The organism is Brucella thiophenivorans (assembly GCF_002252445.1).
Classification (GTDB): Bacteria; Pseudomonadota; Alphaproteobacteria; order Rhizobiales; family Rhizobiaceae; genus Brucella; species Brucella thiophenivorans.
In genome coordinates this window covers 67,938-83,453 of record NZ_NNRJ01000016.1, presented here as the reverse complement: position 1 = coordinate 83,453, position 15,516 = coordinate 67,938, and the positions used below count along the sequence as shown (strand labels likewise).

The following is a 15,516-nucleotide window of genomic DNA, read 5'->3' as shown; positions in this document are numbered from 1 at the left end:
TGCTGTTATAGTTTTTCGTCCTTTACCAATGGAAACTCCAGAACAGCACGCAGGCCGGGACCATTGTCTTCAAGACGAAGAGCGCCACCGTGCAACTTCATGACTGCCTTGGCAAGACTTAAACCAAGTCCAGAACCCGGCTGTGTACGGCTTTCCTCCAGTCGCACAAAACGTTCGGTTGCCTGCTCACGCTTGTCCTCGGGAATCCCGGGACCATTATCGGCAACAACAATGCGCACCCATTGCTGATCACGCTCCATGAAAAGGTTGACGGCGGCATCATTTTCGCTTCTCAACGCATATTTAATCGCATTATCGACAAGGTTTGAAACCGTCTGGCCGACGAGTTCACGGTTGATATGCAACGGCACATCGTTCAGCGCACCAAGCGTCAACTGAACACCTGCATCTTCCGCAACTGGCTCATACATTTCAGCAACATCACGAACAATGGGTGCCACCAACATATTTTCGAGGTTTTCAGTCGAATAGCCTGCTTCAAGACGCGAAATCATCAAAATCGCGTTGAAGGTGCGGATCAACTGATCGGATTCACCAATCATATCCTCAAGCGCTTCACGATACTCAGGACCGGTCTTCTTGCCCGACAGCGCTTCTTCGGCACGGTTGCGCAGACGTGTCAGCGGTGTCTTAAGGTCATGCGCGATGTTGTCGGAAACCTGTTTAAGGCCTTCGTTGAGTTCGAGAATCCGCCCAAGCATAACATTGAGATTGATGGACAAACGATCAAACTCGTCACCCGACCCATTGACTGGCAATCGACCCGTCAAATCGCCATCCATGATGCGTTGCGATGCGCGTGACACATCATCGATGCGCTTGAGCGCACGACGCCCCACGAAAAACCAAATCAAAAGAGCGCCAACACCCATAATGCCAAGTGCCAGCATCAACGAATTGCGCACAAGATCACGGAAGCGTTCCGGCTCGCCCAGATCGCGGCCGACCAGCAGGCGCATACCATTGGGCAATGCAATCACAACGGCGATGGCGCGGTGTTCGGTTTCAGTCCCCTGTTCACCATAACGACGATATTTGAAAGCGCGTTCAACCACGCCGTCCGTATCGAGTACGCCGGGTTCGACACCTTCTACATTGCCCGATAAAATGCGTCCCGACTGATCTGCCACAAGATAAAGATAGGCACCAGGCTGGCGTGAACGATAGTCAATGGTGCGCACAAGCTGGGGAATGCCGCCGCGTGAATAGGCTTTGCCAATACTCGCCACTTCCTCGCCAAGCGCTTCCTGCGTCTGGCTATTGATTATAGAGGCGGAAAGATTGGTCATGTAAAAGACCAAAGCCACGGCACCCACGGCAAACAAAAGCAGATATAATGTCGAAAGACGTGCAGCGGTGGTGCGCATGAGCGCAGAGAAGCGGCCCATTATTCGACCTTAGCGCTTACAGCGGCTTTAGATTTTGCGGCTTTCAGCATATAGCCTGCGCCACGCACCGTGTGCAGCAGTGGTCCATCAAAGCCTTTTTCGATTTTCGAACGCAATCGTGAGATGTGAACATCAATCACATTGGTCTGCGGATCGAAATGATAATCCCAGACATTTTCCAGCAACATCGTGCGCGTTACAACCTGGCCTGCATGGCGCATCAGATATTCGAGCAATCGGAATTCACGCGGTTGCAACGTAATGTCGACATTCTGCCTGCGTGCGGTGTGCGCAAGGCGATCGAGTTCAAGATCGCCAACGCGATAAATCGTATCAGCCTCGCGCGGGCTGGAGCGACGACGCAAGACTTCGACGCGTGCAAGAAGCTCGGAAAATGCGTAGGGTTTGGTCAGATAGTCATCGCCACCGGCGCGCAATCCGGTTACGCGATCATCCACTTCGCCAAGCGCGGAAAGGATGAGAACCGGCGTTTCCATTCCTTTGGCCCGAAGGCCCGCAACAACGGATAGCCCATCGCGCTTGGGCAGCATACGATCAACGACCAGCACGTCATAATTGCCATTTTCAGCCAACGCATAACCAGTTTCGCCATCGCCAGCAATGTCGGCAGAATGACCAGCCTCGCTAAAGGCCTTCTCAAGATAGCGGGCCGCTTCGCGGTCGTCTTCAATAACGAGAATCTTCATGGCGATACTATACCGGGTCGTTGGAGAAAATGAAGCAATGCCAGGCAGATTAACCGCCTGGCATCAGATTAGCTCAAAGCACGACGGGTGTGTTTAACCCTGATCGATTGGCAGCGCCACGAAGCGGCTCTGATCGTTGCTCTGAATCTGGAGCAGAACGGCCTTACGACCAGCCTTTTCTGCTTCTGCGATCGCGCTATTAATGTCCTTCGCACTCTTTACGATCTGATTATTGACCGTAACGATGGTATCGCCAGAACGGATACCACGATCCGAAGCATCGCTGTCTGGATCAACATTGGTCACAACAACGCCATCACCTTCTTCTGATGGTGTTACAGTCAGGCCATAAGAGTCGAGTGTTTCACCCTGATCGCTATTGCCATCATCGGACTGAGTGCCGGCTTTACCCACATCTTGAGGCATAGCGGCAATCGTGACGTCAATTTTCTCAGCCTTGTTCTTGCGCCAGACTGTTACTTCAGCCTTTTCACCAGTAGCAATCTTGGCAACCTTACGGGCCAGATCGCGTGGGTCCTGAACAGGCTCACCGTTAACAGCAGTGATCACGTCACCAGCCTTGATGCCTGCCTTTGCAGCCGGACCATCGGCCTGTGGTGCGGCAACAATTGCACCCTTTTCTTCGGCCAGGCCGAGAGAGGCTGCAATGTCTTTGGTTACGGGCTGAATCTGTACACCAATCCAGCCGCGTTCTACAGAACCTGTCTTGATAAGCTGATCGACAACCTGCTTGGCAGTGGAAGCCGGAATTGCAAAGGCAATACCGACGCTACCGCCTGAAGGCGAGAAGATGGCCGTATTAATACCAATAACTTCACCCGACAGGTCAAACGTAGGCCCGCCTGAATTGCCTTTGTTAACGGCCGCATCAATCTGGATGAAGTCATCATAGGCGCCAGCACCAATGTCACGACCGCGAGCCGAAACAATACCCGAAGTCACAGTTCCGCCAAGACCGAACGGGTTACCAACAGCAACAACCCAATCACCAACGCGGACCTTGTTATCGTCGCCAAGTGCTACATAGGTGAATTTCTGCTTAGGATCGTTGATCTTAAGAACTGCGAGGTCAGTGCGCGGATCGGTGCCGATCAGCTTTGCGTCAAGCTCGGTGCCATCATCGAGAACAACGCTATAGGCATCGCCATCGGAAACAACGTGATTGTTGGTGACGAGATAACCATCTTCCGAAATGAAGAAGCCGGAACCCTGTGCAAATGGACGCTCATGTCCAGGGCGTGGCTTTCCACCGCGCTTGCCCTGACGGCTATCAGGACGTGCATCGCCGCGTGGCTCCATTCCAAAATCACGGAAGAAGCGCTTCAAGGGATGACCATCGGGCAACTGATCAAAACCCGGAGGGGTCTGCATCTGCTGGCCACGGCTATCTACTTCCTGCACATCTTTCTTTACGCGAACGCTAACGACCGCAGGGCGAACCTTTTCAACCAGATCGGCGAATCCTGCCTGCTGGGGAGCGGTAACCCGGACGGCTTCAGCGCGGGCATCGCGTATTGCACCAAGAGGGCCAGTCGCGACGAACCCGCCAGCAAGTGCTGCCGACAGTGCCAAGGCTGCAACGCCCTTACGATACCTGGAATTAGTCGCTTTAAACATAAGTCTCTCCTTGCGAGCATTACTCTTCGACCAGCGCACCTTGGGAAGGCTAACCAGCTCTGTGAAATCTTTATAGAGCGTAAGATAGTGTTGGCTACCTTACCGCTCAATTTCCGGAAGATGAAACTTTTGTAAGAATAGGAGCATTTCCAGTAAAAGTGCGCAGCGGTTTTGCATAGGATAATGCGTAACAACGAATAGAAGGAGCGGTTCCTACAATTCCAATTAAACAGGAACAGCTCTCAGAGCAATAATTTCAGCGCGAGACGCGATTATTTATCGTCAAGAAGCCGGGAAAGCTGGGCCTTTTCGCTGTCGGAAAGAGGCTTCTGCACCTCAACAAAAGCGCTTCTCCTGCGAAATGCAAAAGCCAGCGCAATTCCACCAATCAGAAGAATAATCACAGGAAAGCCCCACAAAAAAGCTGTCTGTGCATTGAAACGCGGCTTGAGCAGGACGAATTCTCCATAACGATCAACGACGAAATCGATAACTTGATTATCGGTATCGCCTGATGTCAGGCGCTCCCGCACCAATAGACGCAGGTCTCGTGCGAGTTCAGCATTGGAATCATCAATGGATTCATTCTGGCAGACCATGCATCTGAGTTCTGCCGAAATTTGCCGCGCACGACTTTCAAGCTGAGCATCAGGCAAAATCTCGTCCGGGTTCACAGCCAAAGCGACCGAACCATGAAACATTAATGAGAAACCAAGAAGAATTGCCGCCAGATTTTTGGTTAACTTCATGCGGTTGCCCCCGCCTGATTGGACGAAGACGTGCGTGTTTTTGACGGAGCACCAACGCGCAGACGCCGATCCGCCAGCGAGATAATACCGCCCAGCATCATCACCAGCGCGCCATACCAGATCAGTGTCACATATGGTTTCCACCAGACGCGGACAACGATGGAACCATCACCTGGTTCATCACCAAGAGCGACATAGACCTGACTGAACCAAAGTGTGCGGATGCCCGATTCAGTAGTCGGCATCTGACGCGCAGGGAAAAAGCGCTTGGAAGAGTGGACCTGCCCGAGATCACGATTTGACGAATCGAAAAGCGTAAAGTCGCCGCGATTTTCCGTGAAGTTTCCGCCCGTCAGCGGACGCATTCCTTCAAAACGCAAAGAGTAATCAGCAATCTTCACCGTATCACCGGCACGCATAACAACGACATTTTCAGTGCCGAAAGTCGTCACGCTGACAATACCAAGCAGCGTAATCCCAAGCCCCATATGCGCCAGCGATGTGCCGAACACAGAACGCGGCAGGCCTATGAAGCGCGAGAATGCCTTGCCTGCCGAAACCTTGCCAATACCCGCTTTCAGCCATAAATCGGTCAGGCTGCCAAAGATCAGCCACGCGGCAAGACCAACGCCAAGCGCTGCCAACACGGAATGCGCATTGCTACGCCAAAGCACGATGCCGAACGTGATGAGAGCCAAAGCAAAGGCTGTCATCAGCCGTTGCGCAACGCCATAAAGATCGCCGCGTTTCCATGCCAAAAGCGGACCGAAAGGTACTGCCAGCAAAAGCGGAATCATCAATGGCCCGAAGGTCATATTGAAGAATGGCGCGCCAACGGAAATCTTCTCGCCGGTCAGAACTTCTAGAAGCAGCGGATAAAGCGTGCCTATGAGAACGGTCGCCGCCGCCGTCGTGAGAAACAGATTGTTAAAGACCAGCGCGCCTTCGCGCGAAATCGGCTGAAACAATCCGCCTGACGACAGGCTTTGAACGCGAAGCGCAAAAAGCGACAGTGAACCACCGATGAAAATCGCAAGAATGGCGAGGATGAATAGACCACGTCCCGGATCGGTCGCAAAACTATGCACAGATGTAAGCACGCCTGAGCGCACCAGAAATGTGCCAAGCAATGACAGTGAGAAGGTCAATATTGCCAGTAGCACGGTCCAGATTTTAAGCGCCGAGCGCTTTTCCATCACAATTGCCGAATGCAGCAGCGCTGTACCGACTAGCCATGGCATGAAAGATGCGTTTTCGACCGGGTCCCAGAACCACCAGCCACCCCAGCCGAGTTCATAATAGGCCCAGTACGAACCCATTGCGATGCCGCCTGTCAGAAACATCCAAGCAAGCAGCGCCCATGGACGCACCCATCGCGCCCACGCAGCATCAAGTCGTCCCTCGACCAGCGCAGCAACGGCAAACGAGAAACAGACCGAGAAACCAACATATCCGAGATAAAGCAACGGCGGATGGATGGCGAGGCCGATGTCCTGAAGGATCGGATTGAGATCACCACCTTCCATCGGTGCTGGAATAATGCGTGTGAATGGATTGGATGTGAAAATGATGAAGGCAAGGAATGCTGTCGCAATCCAACCTTGGACGGCCAGCACATTGGCCCGTAATGTTTCAGGCAAATTGGCCGAAAAAGCTGCAACGAGTGCGCTGAAAAAACTAAGAATCAGAACCCAAAGCAGCATCGAACCTTCATGATTGCCCCAGACACCGGTGATTTTATAAAGCATCGGCTTCTGCGAATGCGAGTTCTCAACCACATTCAGCACAGAGAAATCAGAAACTACATAGGCCACAGTTAAAACGATGAATGAAAAGGCAATCAGTGCAAAAGCCGCAAGCGCTGTCGGGGCAGCAACGGCCATGAGTTGCATATCTCTGCGCTGCGCGCCCACAAGCGGGACAATGGATTGCACCACAGACAAAGCCAATGCCAGCACAAGCGCAAAATGACCGATTTCGACATTCATAATCTATATCCCGATCTCATCATTGCCCTTCCCACACGCCCTTTTTCTTCAGGCTGTCGGCGAGATCTTTAGGAACGTAATTTTCATCATGCTTTGCCAGCACATTGTCGGCGCGAAATATGCCATCGGGCTCAAAACGGCCTTCGGCAACAACACCCTGTCCTTCGCGAAAGAGATCAGGCGCAATGCCTTCAAACACAACTTTGACAGTTTTAATCGTATCGGTGACGACGAAATGCAATTCGCTACCATCGCGCGTAACCGATCCCTCTTCGACGAGCCCACCCAGACGAAAGCGTGCGCCGGATGTTATTTCCTGCTCGGACAGATCGGCGGGTGTTCTGAAAAAACGAATGTCCTGATTGAAAGCCATCAGCATCAGCCCGACCGCAATTGCCAGCACCGCCAATGCACCGCCGATCAACATCAGTCGCTTGCGCTTTCTGCGGCTGACCGTGCGGGCTATACTGCCTGATGAATTCGTTTTGCGCCCATTATTTTCTGCAGTCGCACTCATTGGTTTGCGCTCCCTGCTTCCAAACCCAGCCCTGCGGCAAAGCGTTCTAGCTCAGCCCGCTTTCCGCCATCCAACGCTGCAATGCCGCGTTTCCAAGCATCAAGGGCTGCAGCACGATTATTCAGGATCATGTACGAGCGCACAAGACGCTTCCATCCCTCAAGATTATCACCATTTTCTCGAAGACTTTCGTCAAGTCGTTGAACCATACCTTCAACCATCGCCTGACGACCCTCAGCATTCATGGAAGCCGCGGCGTCTATATCTTCGGCTGTCGGACCGACTGCAGGAGCCGATGGTTCTGAGGTACCGCTTCTGATGCGGGCAATCGTCTGCTCGACCTGCGCCCGCCATGGAGCATCTGCAGGAGCCTTATCTAGGAAAGATTGCAGCCGCATCACAGCGCCTTCTGCATCACCATCCTGCATTTCCCCCTGCGCGAGATAATATTGCGGACGAATATCGTCAGGCTGAAGATCTGCGGCTTTATTAAAGAGAGCCTCTGCTTCAGCTGTAACGGGTCCACCAGAAACGGCTATCAACGCTTCGCCCAGTCCAAGGACACGCGGGAAGTTTTCGCCTTCGATACGGATCGCCGAGCGATACGCGTTTGCAGAGTCAGCGCCCCGACCAATACGCAGATAAATTGGTGCAAGAACATCCCAGCCACGCGCATCATTTGGATTTTGGGAAAGATGCGTTTCCGCGCGGGCTATAAGCTCGTCAACCGAGCTATTCTGCGGGCTGCCTTCTAGACGGGCTGAGAGGGGCATAGAGGGAATATCCGGCGCGCCAAATAAGGGATAAATACCCCACGCAATCAAAGGTACGGCGAGGATTGCAACAAAAGCCAGCAATCGTCCTGAGCGGGCCTTTTTTACTTCGGCTGCGGCATCCGTGCTCATTTTCTCGGCGTTTAGGATACGACGGGAAATTTCGATCCGCGCCTGCTCGGCGCTTGGCGCATCAATCATGCCTCTAGCAACATCGGCCTCGACTTCGCGCAACTGGTCGCGATAAACTTCCAGATCATTTTTTTCAGGAGGCAAAAAATCCTGCTTGTTCCGTGTAAGCGGTAACAAAACAATCGATGTAGCTGCAAAAGTCAGCAGTGCGGCAGTCAACCAGAATTCCATAGTCGAGACTTAATCTTAGTCGTCACAAAAACCAACTTGAACGATGCTGAATCCCGCTGACTAGGGCAATTCGCCGCAAAGCTGCAATTGTCAGAGACAACTTTTCACGTATTCGAAGGCATAGGAGAGTTAATGGCGATGCATGAAATGCATAACTAAATAAAACGACTCACATTTTAGGCGTGATCTATGTAAGGGGAGTCCAGCTTCCATCCGCATTGCGGCAAGCCGTGCCACGCGCAGTTTGCGGTGCTCCCGCGATGGTGAAGCTATGTGTATATTGGCGGCAATTTTGCGAACCCACCTGATAAGGCTGCGCTGCAACCACATCGCCAGAGGTCGACCCACTGCCGCTCCACGAGACTGCTTTACCGGCAGGCGAATATTCGAGCGCTCGATACTCGGCTTCAAGTGCTTTCTTGCGGTCGGGCGCCGTCAATTGCGCTGCTGCGCTACCAAGAAGCCCCGCATCAAGAGAAGCAAGCAAATTAGGACGTGTCTCGGCAGGAGCTGACAGGCCACCAAGTGAAGTCAGTCCCGAGCTGTTTCCCCCACCGGAAGTTCCGCAGGCAGAAAGCGCAAACGCCATTGAGACGATCAGAATCGGAGCAGAAAACCTTGATACAATCATCATAACAAACCGGCCTTCATAACAAATGAGCATGCATACTATCTTACGATACAGCTAATAACTTCAATCTTCTAGTTCACATAACGGCAAAGGCAACATTCAATCTTCGGTCAGCGGCAACAAAACACGCACTTGAAGCCCCCCCATATCACTTTTACCGAGCTGCAAACTGCCGCCATATTCGCGTACTGTATCTTGAACGATTGCCAGACCAAGACCTGTTCCGGGCTTGGTTTCGTCGACACGCGTGCCACGCTTCAATGCTGCATCAATCTTGTCTGAAGCAAGACCCTTGCCATCATCTTCTATCAGAATTTCAAACTGGTGCTGCTTACCAATAGCAGGGCGTAGAACGATCTTGATCCGCTTTTGACCCCATTTTCCTGCATTTTCCAGCACATTCCCTATGATTTCTTCAAGGTCTTCTTTTTCACCCGCAAAGACGGCACCAGGCAAATCGTTCTTGAAAGCAATGTTGAATGTAGGATTGAGTTTAACGGTAACGCGCTCCATACGTTCCAGAACCGCCGTAACTGGCGTTCGGAACACCACACTGTCACGCTGTGCTGCAATGCGCGCGCGTTGCAGGTAATGCTGGATTTGTATCTGCATGGCTTCGCTTTGCTCAAGCACAAGCCGCCCCTGCTCGCCCCCCATCGCGCGTGCTTCATTGGTCAGAACCGAAAGCGGCGTTTTCAGCGAATGTGCAAGATTGCCAACCTGTGTTCGTGACCGCTCGACGATACGGCGGTTGTTCTCAATCAGCGCATTCATTTCACTGGCAAGCGGCGCAATTTCAATAGGTAGCGATGTATCAAGCTTGGCAGAGCGACCCTCTCGAATATCAGCAAGGGCCCGACGCACCTTATCAAGTGGTCGCAGACCAAAAAGAATAATGCCAGCATTGATGAAAACACTGCCAAGGCCGAAGATCGTCAGATAGAATGCAAGCTTGCTGCGGAAGTCCGAAATTTCACTTAAGACTTCGCTTAGATTGCCCATAACCCGGTAGCGCGCCACGCGATTGTCATTGTCAAGAACGACTTCGGTTTCGACAATGTAAAGTTCTTCGCCATTCAAACCTGGCAAAGTATAGCTGCGCATGAAGGAACTATCGAAAGGCGCTTGGCTGACCGGCATTTCAGGCACCACGCGCCCGACAGAAGAAAGCGACTGCAGCTTGCCATTAATATTTGAAGAAACAGGATCAACAGTCCAGTACCAACCAGAAAGCGGACTGGAATAGCGCAGATCACCCAATTCTGGGCGCCCTTGCAGAAGGCCTTCCGATGTTATGCTAACCGCACCGACAAGACTGAACAAATGCGCCGTCAGAAGCCGCTCGAAATTATTGCGTGCCGCATCACCGTAAAGCGTGCTGATCAATGTGGCCACAACGACAAGCCCGAGTATAACCCAGAGCGTCGAAAGGGTTACGACACGTATCGCAAGGGACCGTAAAGGGGGGAAAACGCTGAGAAGCTTCAGTTCCCGCTCCCTTTCGCATCTCCTTGCTCGTCTGAGCGAATGCGATAGCCCATACCACGCACCGTTTCGATGAGGTCAACGCCCATTTTCTTGCGCAGACGACCGACAAAAACTTCAATCGTATTGGAATCACGATCAAAGTCCTGATCGTAAAGATGCTCCACGAGTTCAGTGCGCGATACGACCTCATCCATGTGGTGCATCAGGTAAGACAACAGCCGATATTCATGGGATGTAAGCTTGAGCGCTACGCCATCGACACTTGCCTTCGAGGTCTTGGTATCGAGATGCAGAGAGCCGCAAACCAGTTCAGATGAAGCATGTCCGGCTGCGCGGCGGATCAATGCGCGCAATCGGGCCAACACTTCTTCGATATGAAACGGCTTGGCTACATAATCATCGGCACCGGCATCGATGCCTGCGACCTTATCGCTCCAGCGATCACGCGCGGTAAGCATGAGAACGGGCATAGTGCGACCACTGCGCCGCCAGCGTTCGACCACACTGATACCATCCATCTGCGGTAAGCCGATGTCGAGGATAACCGCATCATAGGGTTCAGTGTCGCCCAGATGATGACCTTCCTCGCCGTCATAAGCACTATCAACGACATAACCTGCGGCAGCCATCGCATCCGAAAGCTGCCTGTTCAGGTCCTTGTCATCCTCAACGATCAGGATACGCAAGCCATATTTCCTCGCCTATGTTCCGTAGCAAAGCCGATTACTGTGCAGGAACCGCAACTTCGACACGGCGCGGACGTTCACCGTCGCGACCGGGGACGAGCACCACGACCACGCACATGGCGCGACCATTCTGTGTGGTCGGCGTTGCCTTAGCCAATTGGCCACCCTGAGAGGCAGCCACTTGTTCACCGATGGCCGCACAATCACCTGCGGCGGCAACCAGCATATTGGACTTCTGTAGTGTGGCAGTTGGAAAGGCGCCAGCGTTAACCGGCAACAGACCAATGCTAACGGCCAGAAGCGCGAAAATTTTGAGAGCAGGGTTCTGTTTCATCATGCCCCTTATATAGCGTCTTTCATCTGAACGATGCATGAACAATGCGCTTATCTGATCGACACAAAGGAATTTTTCCCATAAAATGACCTCAGACTGAGGCCATTCTAAACTATTGTTTTCACGCATAATATTATCCGGAACATCCGTCAATATTCCGGTATCAGGCTATTTTCAGAACTTTGCTATCACGGTTTATGAAATTATGAAATGCGCGAAGTTGCCCCAATCCGCCCAAAAACTGTGATTAGACCAGCGATTGCGGTAGCAAGTTGCAGCAATACATCAGTCAATGCACCCTGATCTACGGTATCGCTGATGAAGCCGAAAGCGCCGGCCAACGACAGAAAAAGCGCCACCAATCCGGCCCAGATGGTGCGGGAAAGATACCAAGGTTTATCTTCGGTCATGAAACTTCCTTCCATTTCAAATCGTGTTCGGAATTTCGATTGTGGCAAAATCGCCAGCGCCTATTTTTGCGCTCAACATAGCAACCCGCAGCTCGAAACTATTGGTGCCGACCTCAGCTAGTATTGCGGCATTCGGATAGGTCCACGATGCCGTTTGTACGTCCAAAGTCCGAACACGCATTTCCGCCCGCCAGACTTCAATCCGATAGGTTTCCGCGTCCTCACCCAGTGGAATATCAGCACCCATCCAGCTATCGGCATCTATGCGTCCACGCCTGATCCAGTGAAACGACAGATCGCCATTGCCAAGCCGCTCCGCCTTGAGATGTACGGGGCTTAGTGGTTTCAAGGCTTGCAAACCACCGCTGGCTTTTACAGTGTCAAAATACTCATCCGAGAATGATTTTCCCGCCGCACCTATTCGCCAGTTGAGTTCCAGCCCGATCTCACTGGCCTGCAAACCAATGCTTTGTACGCCGCCATCAAACAGCACAAATGGCGTGCCAACTGGCTTTTCGATCAGGCTTGCTGCTTCCGTGCCAAGTTGACCACGCAGGAGACGGCTTAGTCGCCATTGATTCTGTCCGATTTCCTCAGCTTCAAGAAACTGAAGAATCTCCCATATTCCATCGGGAGATTTCAACATGACCATATTTGCGCCATTGAGGATTTGCGCGATTGGCTTTGATTCCAGTTCGCCCGAATAAAGCGCTATGTCTATGATCTGCGCATCGATCACTCGTCCACAGGGACCGCGTCCAAGCGGTGCGGTGAGTTCTCCCATAACCGCACGCTGCCCGATCAGGTTGCGCTCGCTAAAACCGTTATCGGAAGGAGAGGCATAGATCGCCACGCCGCGCCATGGCTTTGCATGACAAGCAATACGGAACTGACCAGCGGGATCCTCCGCCCCCGGCCAGAGCGGCAGATCAATCAAATGAAAAATCGGCTTCATATCGGAAACAGATCCGGTTGGTGGAAGCTGCGGTGTCTCACCTCTGTCGGCATAGACGACATTGGGCGCAAGTGCTATTGCCTTGACCGTGCGCACCTCACCATCTTCGAACGCCGATACCACATAATCGCGTCCGCCACCCAGAATGTTAAGCCGTACGCGATCACCCACATGAAGGGCTGCTTGCGACCATGGTAATGAAAAGCTAGCTGTGCGTCGCTCGGCATAGCGGCGCGCCATCCAGCTTTCAGCCAGTGCCGTCGCCTGCCCCGCTTCCATAGAACCAGAAAGACTTAGGCTTTCTGTACCCTGTCCTGCATCGCGCCGTACCGATGCACCTACCACCTGAAAATCACGCAGAGGATCATTACAATAGAGCTCCGCCACGGAAGGTAGATCCCCCTGATCTTCCAGAACAGAGGTCAGCGCATTACCATCCTGTGGATCGACCAGCTCGCCTGCCACATCAAGCGTCTGCGCTGCACGACCAATGCTGCGGAACATAAATTTCCCTGCCTGCTCAAAGCCATGCACACCAAAGACATTCATCAATGGTTCAAGCGCGCCACGCGCTGTTGATGGTTCTGAAATCACAAAGCCTGTCAGATGACCGTCTGCGCCGGAACAATCGGCTTGCGGCAAACCAAAATCCGTGAGAATTGCTGCAATAAGCTCGTCCAGCGCAACACCGCTCATGCGGCCATTGAGCCAATGACCCAGCCGCCAGTTTGGTGTGTCCCCCCACACATCGCCCTTCAGCGGAAATTCTGGAAACGGTCTTGTATCCCATGCCCAGAGATAAATGCGATCCATATCAAGCATCGGTCCGCCATAGACAGACGAGACCGGATTATGCTGCGGCCAATATTGGTAATGCGCGCGCAGGAAGCGATCCATTGCAATGTCGGAGCGCGAACCGTTCGAAAAATAAGGCGTGGCATTTTCAGACGATTTTGGATCGGGAAACACATTGGGCTGGTTCGGTCCCTTATCGACTGCCGGGCATCCCAGTTCCGTAAACCAGAAGGGCTTGGATTGCGGCACCCAGCCGGTGGATAAAGCTGCCTCCGCACCATCGACCCGATTATAATGCGGATTGCTCCACCAGGCGCGAATATCCTTGTAGCGATAGACCCATGGCTTGTCCGCTAGTCCGTCGGTAATCGGTGTGCGGATACGCGCTGCGCGATCCTCACTACTGGCATAATACCAGTCAAAACCTTCACGCGCTTCGACGCTTTGCGTAAGGCCATCAAGATCATAAGGCCCCTCAAAACCATCGGGATTGTCGCCGTCAAGATCGCTGTCGCGCCAGTCAGAAAGCGGCATATAATTGTCGATGCCAATGGCATCTATTGCAGGATGCGACCACAACGGATCAAGGTTGAAGTAGAGATCGCCTGTGCCGTCCTGCGCCTGATAAAAAAAATATTCGGTCCAGTCCGCGCCATAACTGATACGGCAACCCGCTCCAAGCTTCGCACTCATATGACTTGCAAGCGCACAAAGATGCGTGACGAATGGAAAGCTGTCACGGCTGTCACGAATGCTGGTCAGTCCACGCAATTCGGACCCAAGCAGAAATGCATCGACGCCACCCGCCTGCACGGCAAGATTTGCACAATGATTCAGAAAACGCCTGTAACCCCATGTTCCATTGACGAAAGCCTCGACCTGATTGCCTGCTTCAAGCGTTTTGTCGGGCGAGCCTGTCACGCCGATTGCCGGGTGGCACGTAATTCGTCCGCGCCATGGATAGACGGGTTGCCCTATCCCGCCATAGGGCGATGGCAATTGGTTATCCGCGGGAACATCCATCATGATAAACGGATAGAAGGTCACTTTAAGACCACGCGCTTTCGCATCACGGATAGCATCGATCACGCTCTGGTCGGATGGTGTGCCGCCATAAGCAGCGCCCTCACCGCTCTTCGAAATCAGACGTGCCTGTGAGCGTGTGACATTTTCGACCTTCCATGTATGACTCGACGACAATGAAGATTGATGCGTAACACCCGGCCGAATTTGGCACGAACCCGCGCGCAGATCATCGCCAAACCACGGCAGAACAATAGCCACATGCTGCAATTGCGGACAGAGCGCCTGCAATTCGTCCATGGCGGTGGCCCAGTCACTGCGACCGCGCTTCGCATTGCGATTAAGCGTGCGGCGTTCGCCCGGCGAAGGTTGATCCGAGACAGCGACTGGTGAGAGGCCGAACTCAGTGGAACCCGGAATAAGCGCAATGGCACGGAGATTCTGCGCCAGCTTTCCGACAGGACGCAAAACCTCGAACTGGAACTGCGGCAGTCGATTTCCAAATGTATCGAGCGGAATGCGCTCAAAAACCACGTAGGCTGTGCCGCGATAAGCGGGTGCATTACCCGTGCCCTGCTTGGCTTCGATCAGCGGGTCCGGCTCTTGCGTATCCGTGCCGTGATAGATCCGCATCTCGATCTCGGTGAGGTCAAGCTCCTGCCCATCGGCCCAAACACGACGAACGCCAGCAATCTCACCCTCGGCGATCGTATAGGCAACATTGCCAAAATAGCTGTAACTGGTGACTTTCGGACCACCCTTGCCACCCTGCCGCTCGGTCGTCTTTTTTTCCTCAAAACGCGTCGCCCAGATCAGCGTGCCGGAAAGCCGTGCTGTGCCGTAAACGAATGGCAATGCAGCACCCTCTTCGGCTGTTGCCACGCGACCGCCATTGAGGCGTGCACCTTCCATATGACGGGTGGAATTGATGATTGCCGTATCGATGGCATAGCCACCCATAGCACCAAGGCCTGCACCGATAGCTGCGCCCACAGGGCCAAAAATACCGCCAACGGCAGCACCAACCGCTTGCAGAACGATAGTCGCCAT

The 15,516-nt window shown here is 53.0% G+C and carries 13 protein-coding genes; all 13 read right to left on the bottom strand.

Annotated features, from left to right (window positions below; genetic code table 11):
- Positions 1–5 precede the first annotated feature (5 nt).
- Entirely contained in the window at positions 6–1,412 is a 1,407-nt protein-coding gene (locus CEV31_RS08640; RefSeq protein WP_210190903.1) for a sensor histidine kinase, read from the bottom strand.
- Positions 1,409–2,116, bottom strand: coding sequence for a response regulator transcription factor (locus CEV31_RS08635; protein WP_094506658.1), 708 nt, complete (start codon positions 2,114–2,116; stop codon positions 1,409–1,411). The genes CEV31_RS08640 and CEV31_RS08635 overlap by 4 nt, the downstream gene beginning before the upstream one ends.
- Positions 2,117–2,209: 93 nt before the next feature.
- Positions 2,210–3,754 carry a Do family serine endopeptidase gene (locus CEV31_RS08630; protein ID WP_094506657.1) on the bottom strand — a complete coding sequence of 515 codons (1,545 nt, stop codon included), beginning with the start codon at positions 3,752–3,754 and terminating at the stop codon, positions 2,210–2,212.
- A gap of 272 nt (positions 3,755–4,026) precedes the next feature.
- Positions 4,027–4,455 carry a cytochrome c-type biogenesis protein gene (locus CEV31_RS08625; protein WP_235818058.1) on the bottom strand — a complete coding sequence of 143 codons (429 nt, stop codon included), beginning with the start codon at positions 4,453–4,455 and terminating at the stop codon, positions 4,027–4,029.
- Between the two features lie 44 nt (positions 4,456–4,499).
- Positions 4,500–6,491, bottom strand: a complete 1,992-nt coding sequence (locus CEV31_RS08620) for a heme lyase CcmF/NrfE family subunit (protein WP_094506655.1) — start codon at positions 6,489–6,491, stop codon at positions 4,500–4,502.
- Between the two features lie 19 nt (positions 6,492–6,510).
- Positions 6,511–7,008: a cytochrome c maturation protein CcmE gene (gene ccmE / locus CEV31_RS08615; protein WP_094506654.1), complete on the bottom strand. Its 498-nt coding sequence runs from the start codon at positions 7,006–7,008 to the stop codon at positions 6,511–6,513.
- The gene (gene ccmI, locus CEV31_RS08610; RefSeq protein ID WP_094506653.1) at positions 7,005–8,144 is read right to left on the bottom strand and encodes a c-type cytochrome biogenesis protein CcmI; all 1,140 of its coding nucleotides are present in this window, start codon (positions 8,142–8,144) and stop codon (positions 7,005–7,007) included. Before ccmI ends, ccmE begins: the two co-directional genes overlap by 4 nt.
- A 187-nt stretch (positions 8,145–8,331) precedes the next feature.
- Positions 8,332–8,778, bottom strand: coding sequence for a hypothetical protein (locus CEV31_RS08605; RefSeq protein WP_094506688.1), 447 nt, complete (start codon positions 8,776–8,778; stop codon positions 8,332–8,334).
- A 96-nt stretch (positions 8,779–8,874) separates the two neighbouring features.
- Entirely contained in the window at positions 8,875–10,221 is a 1,347-nt protein-coding gene (locus CEV31_RS08600; RefSeq protein WP_235818057.1) for an ATP-binding protein, read from the bottom strand.
- Between the two features lie 38 nt (positions 10,222–10,259).
- On the bottom strand, positions 10,260–10,949 hold the full coding sequence (locus CEV31_RS08595) for a response regulator transcription factor (protein ID WP_094506651.1): 690 nt from the start codon (positions 10,947–10,949) through the stop codon (positions 10,260–10,262).
- Positions 10,950–10,986: 37 nt separating this feature from the next.
- Positions 10,987–11,283 carry a hypothetical protein gene (locus CEV31_RS08590; protein WP_094506687.1) on the bottom strand — a complete coding sequence of 99 codons (297 nt, stop codon included), beginning with the start codon at positions 11,281–11,283 and terminating at the stop codon, positions 10,987–10,989.
- A 203-nt stretch (positions 11,284–11,486) separates the two neighbouring features.
- Positions 11,487–11,693, bottom strand: coding sequence for a hypothetical protein (locus CEV31_RS08585; RefSeq protein ID WP_094506686.1), 207 nt, complete (start codon positions 11,691–11,693; stop codon positions 11,487–11,489).
- Positions 11,694–11,709: 16 nt separating this feature from the next.
- Positions 11,710–15,516, bottom strand: a complete 3,807-nt coding sequence (locus tag CEV31_RS08580) for a baseplate multidomain protein megatron (protein ID WP_094506650.1) — start codon at positions 15,514–15,516, stop codon at positions 11,710–11,712.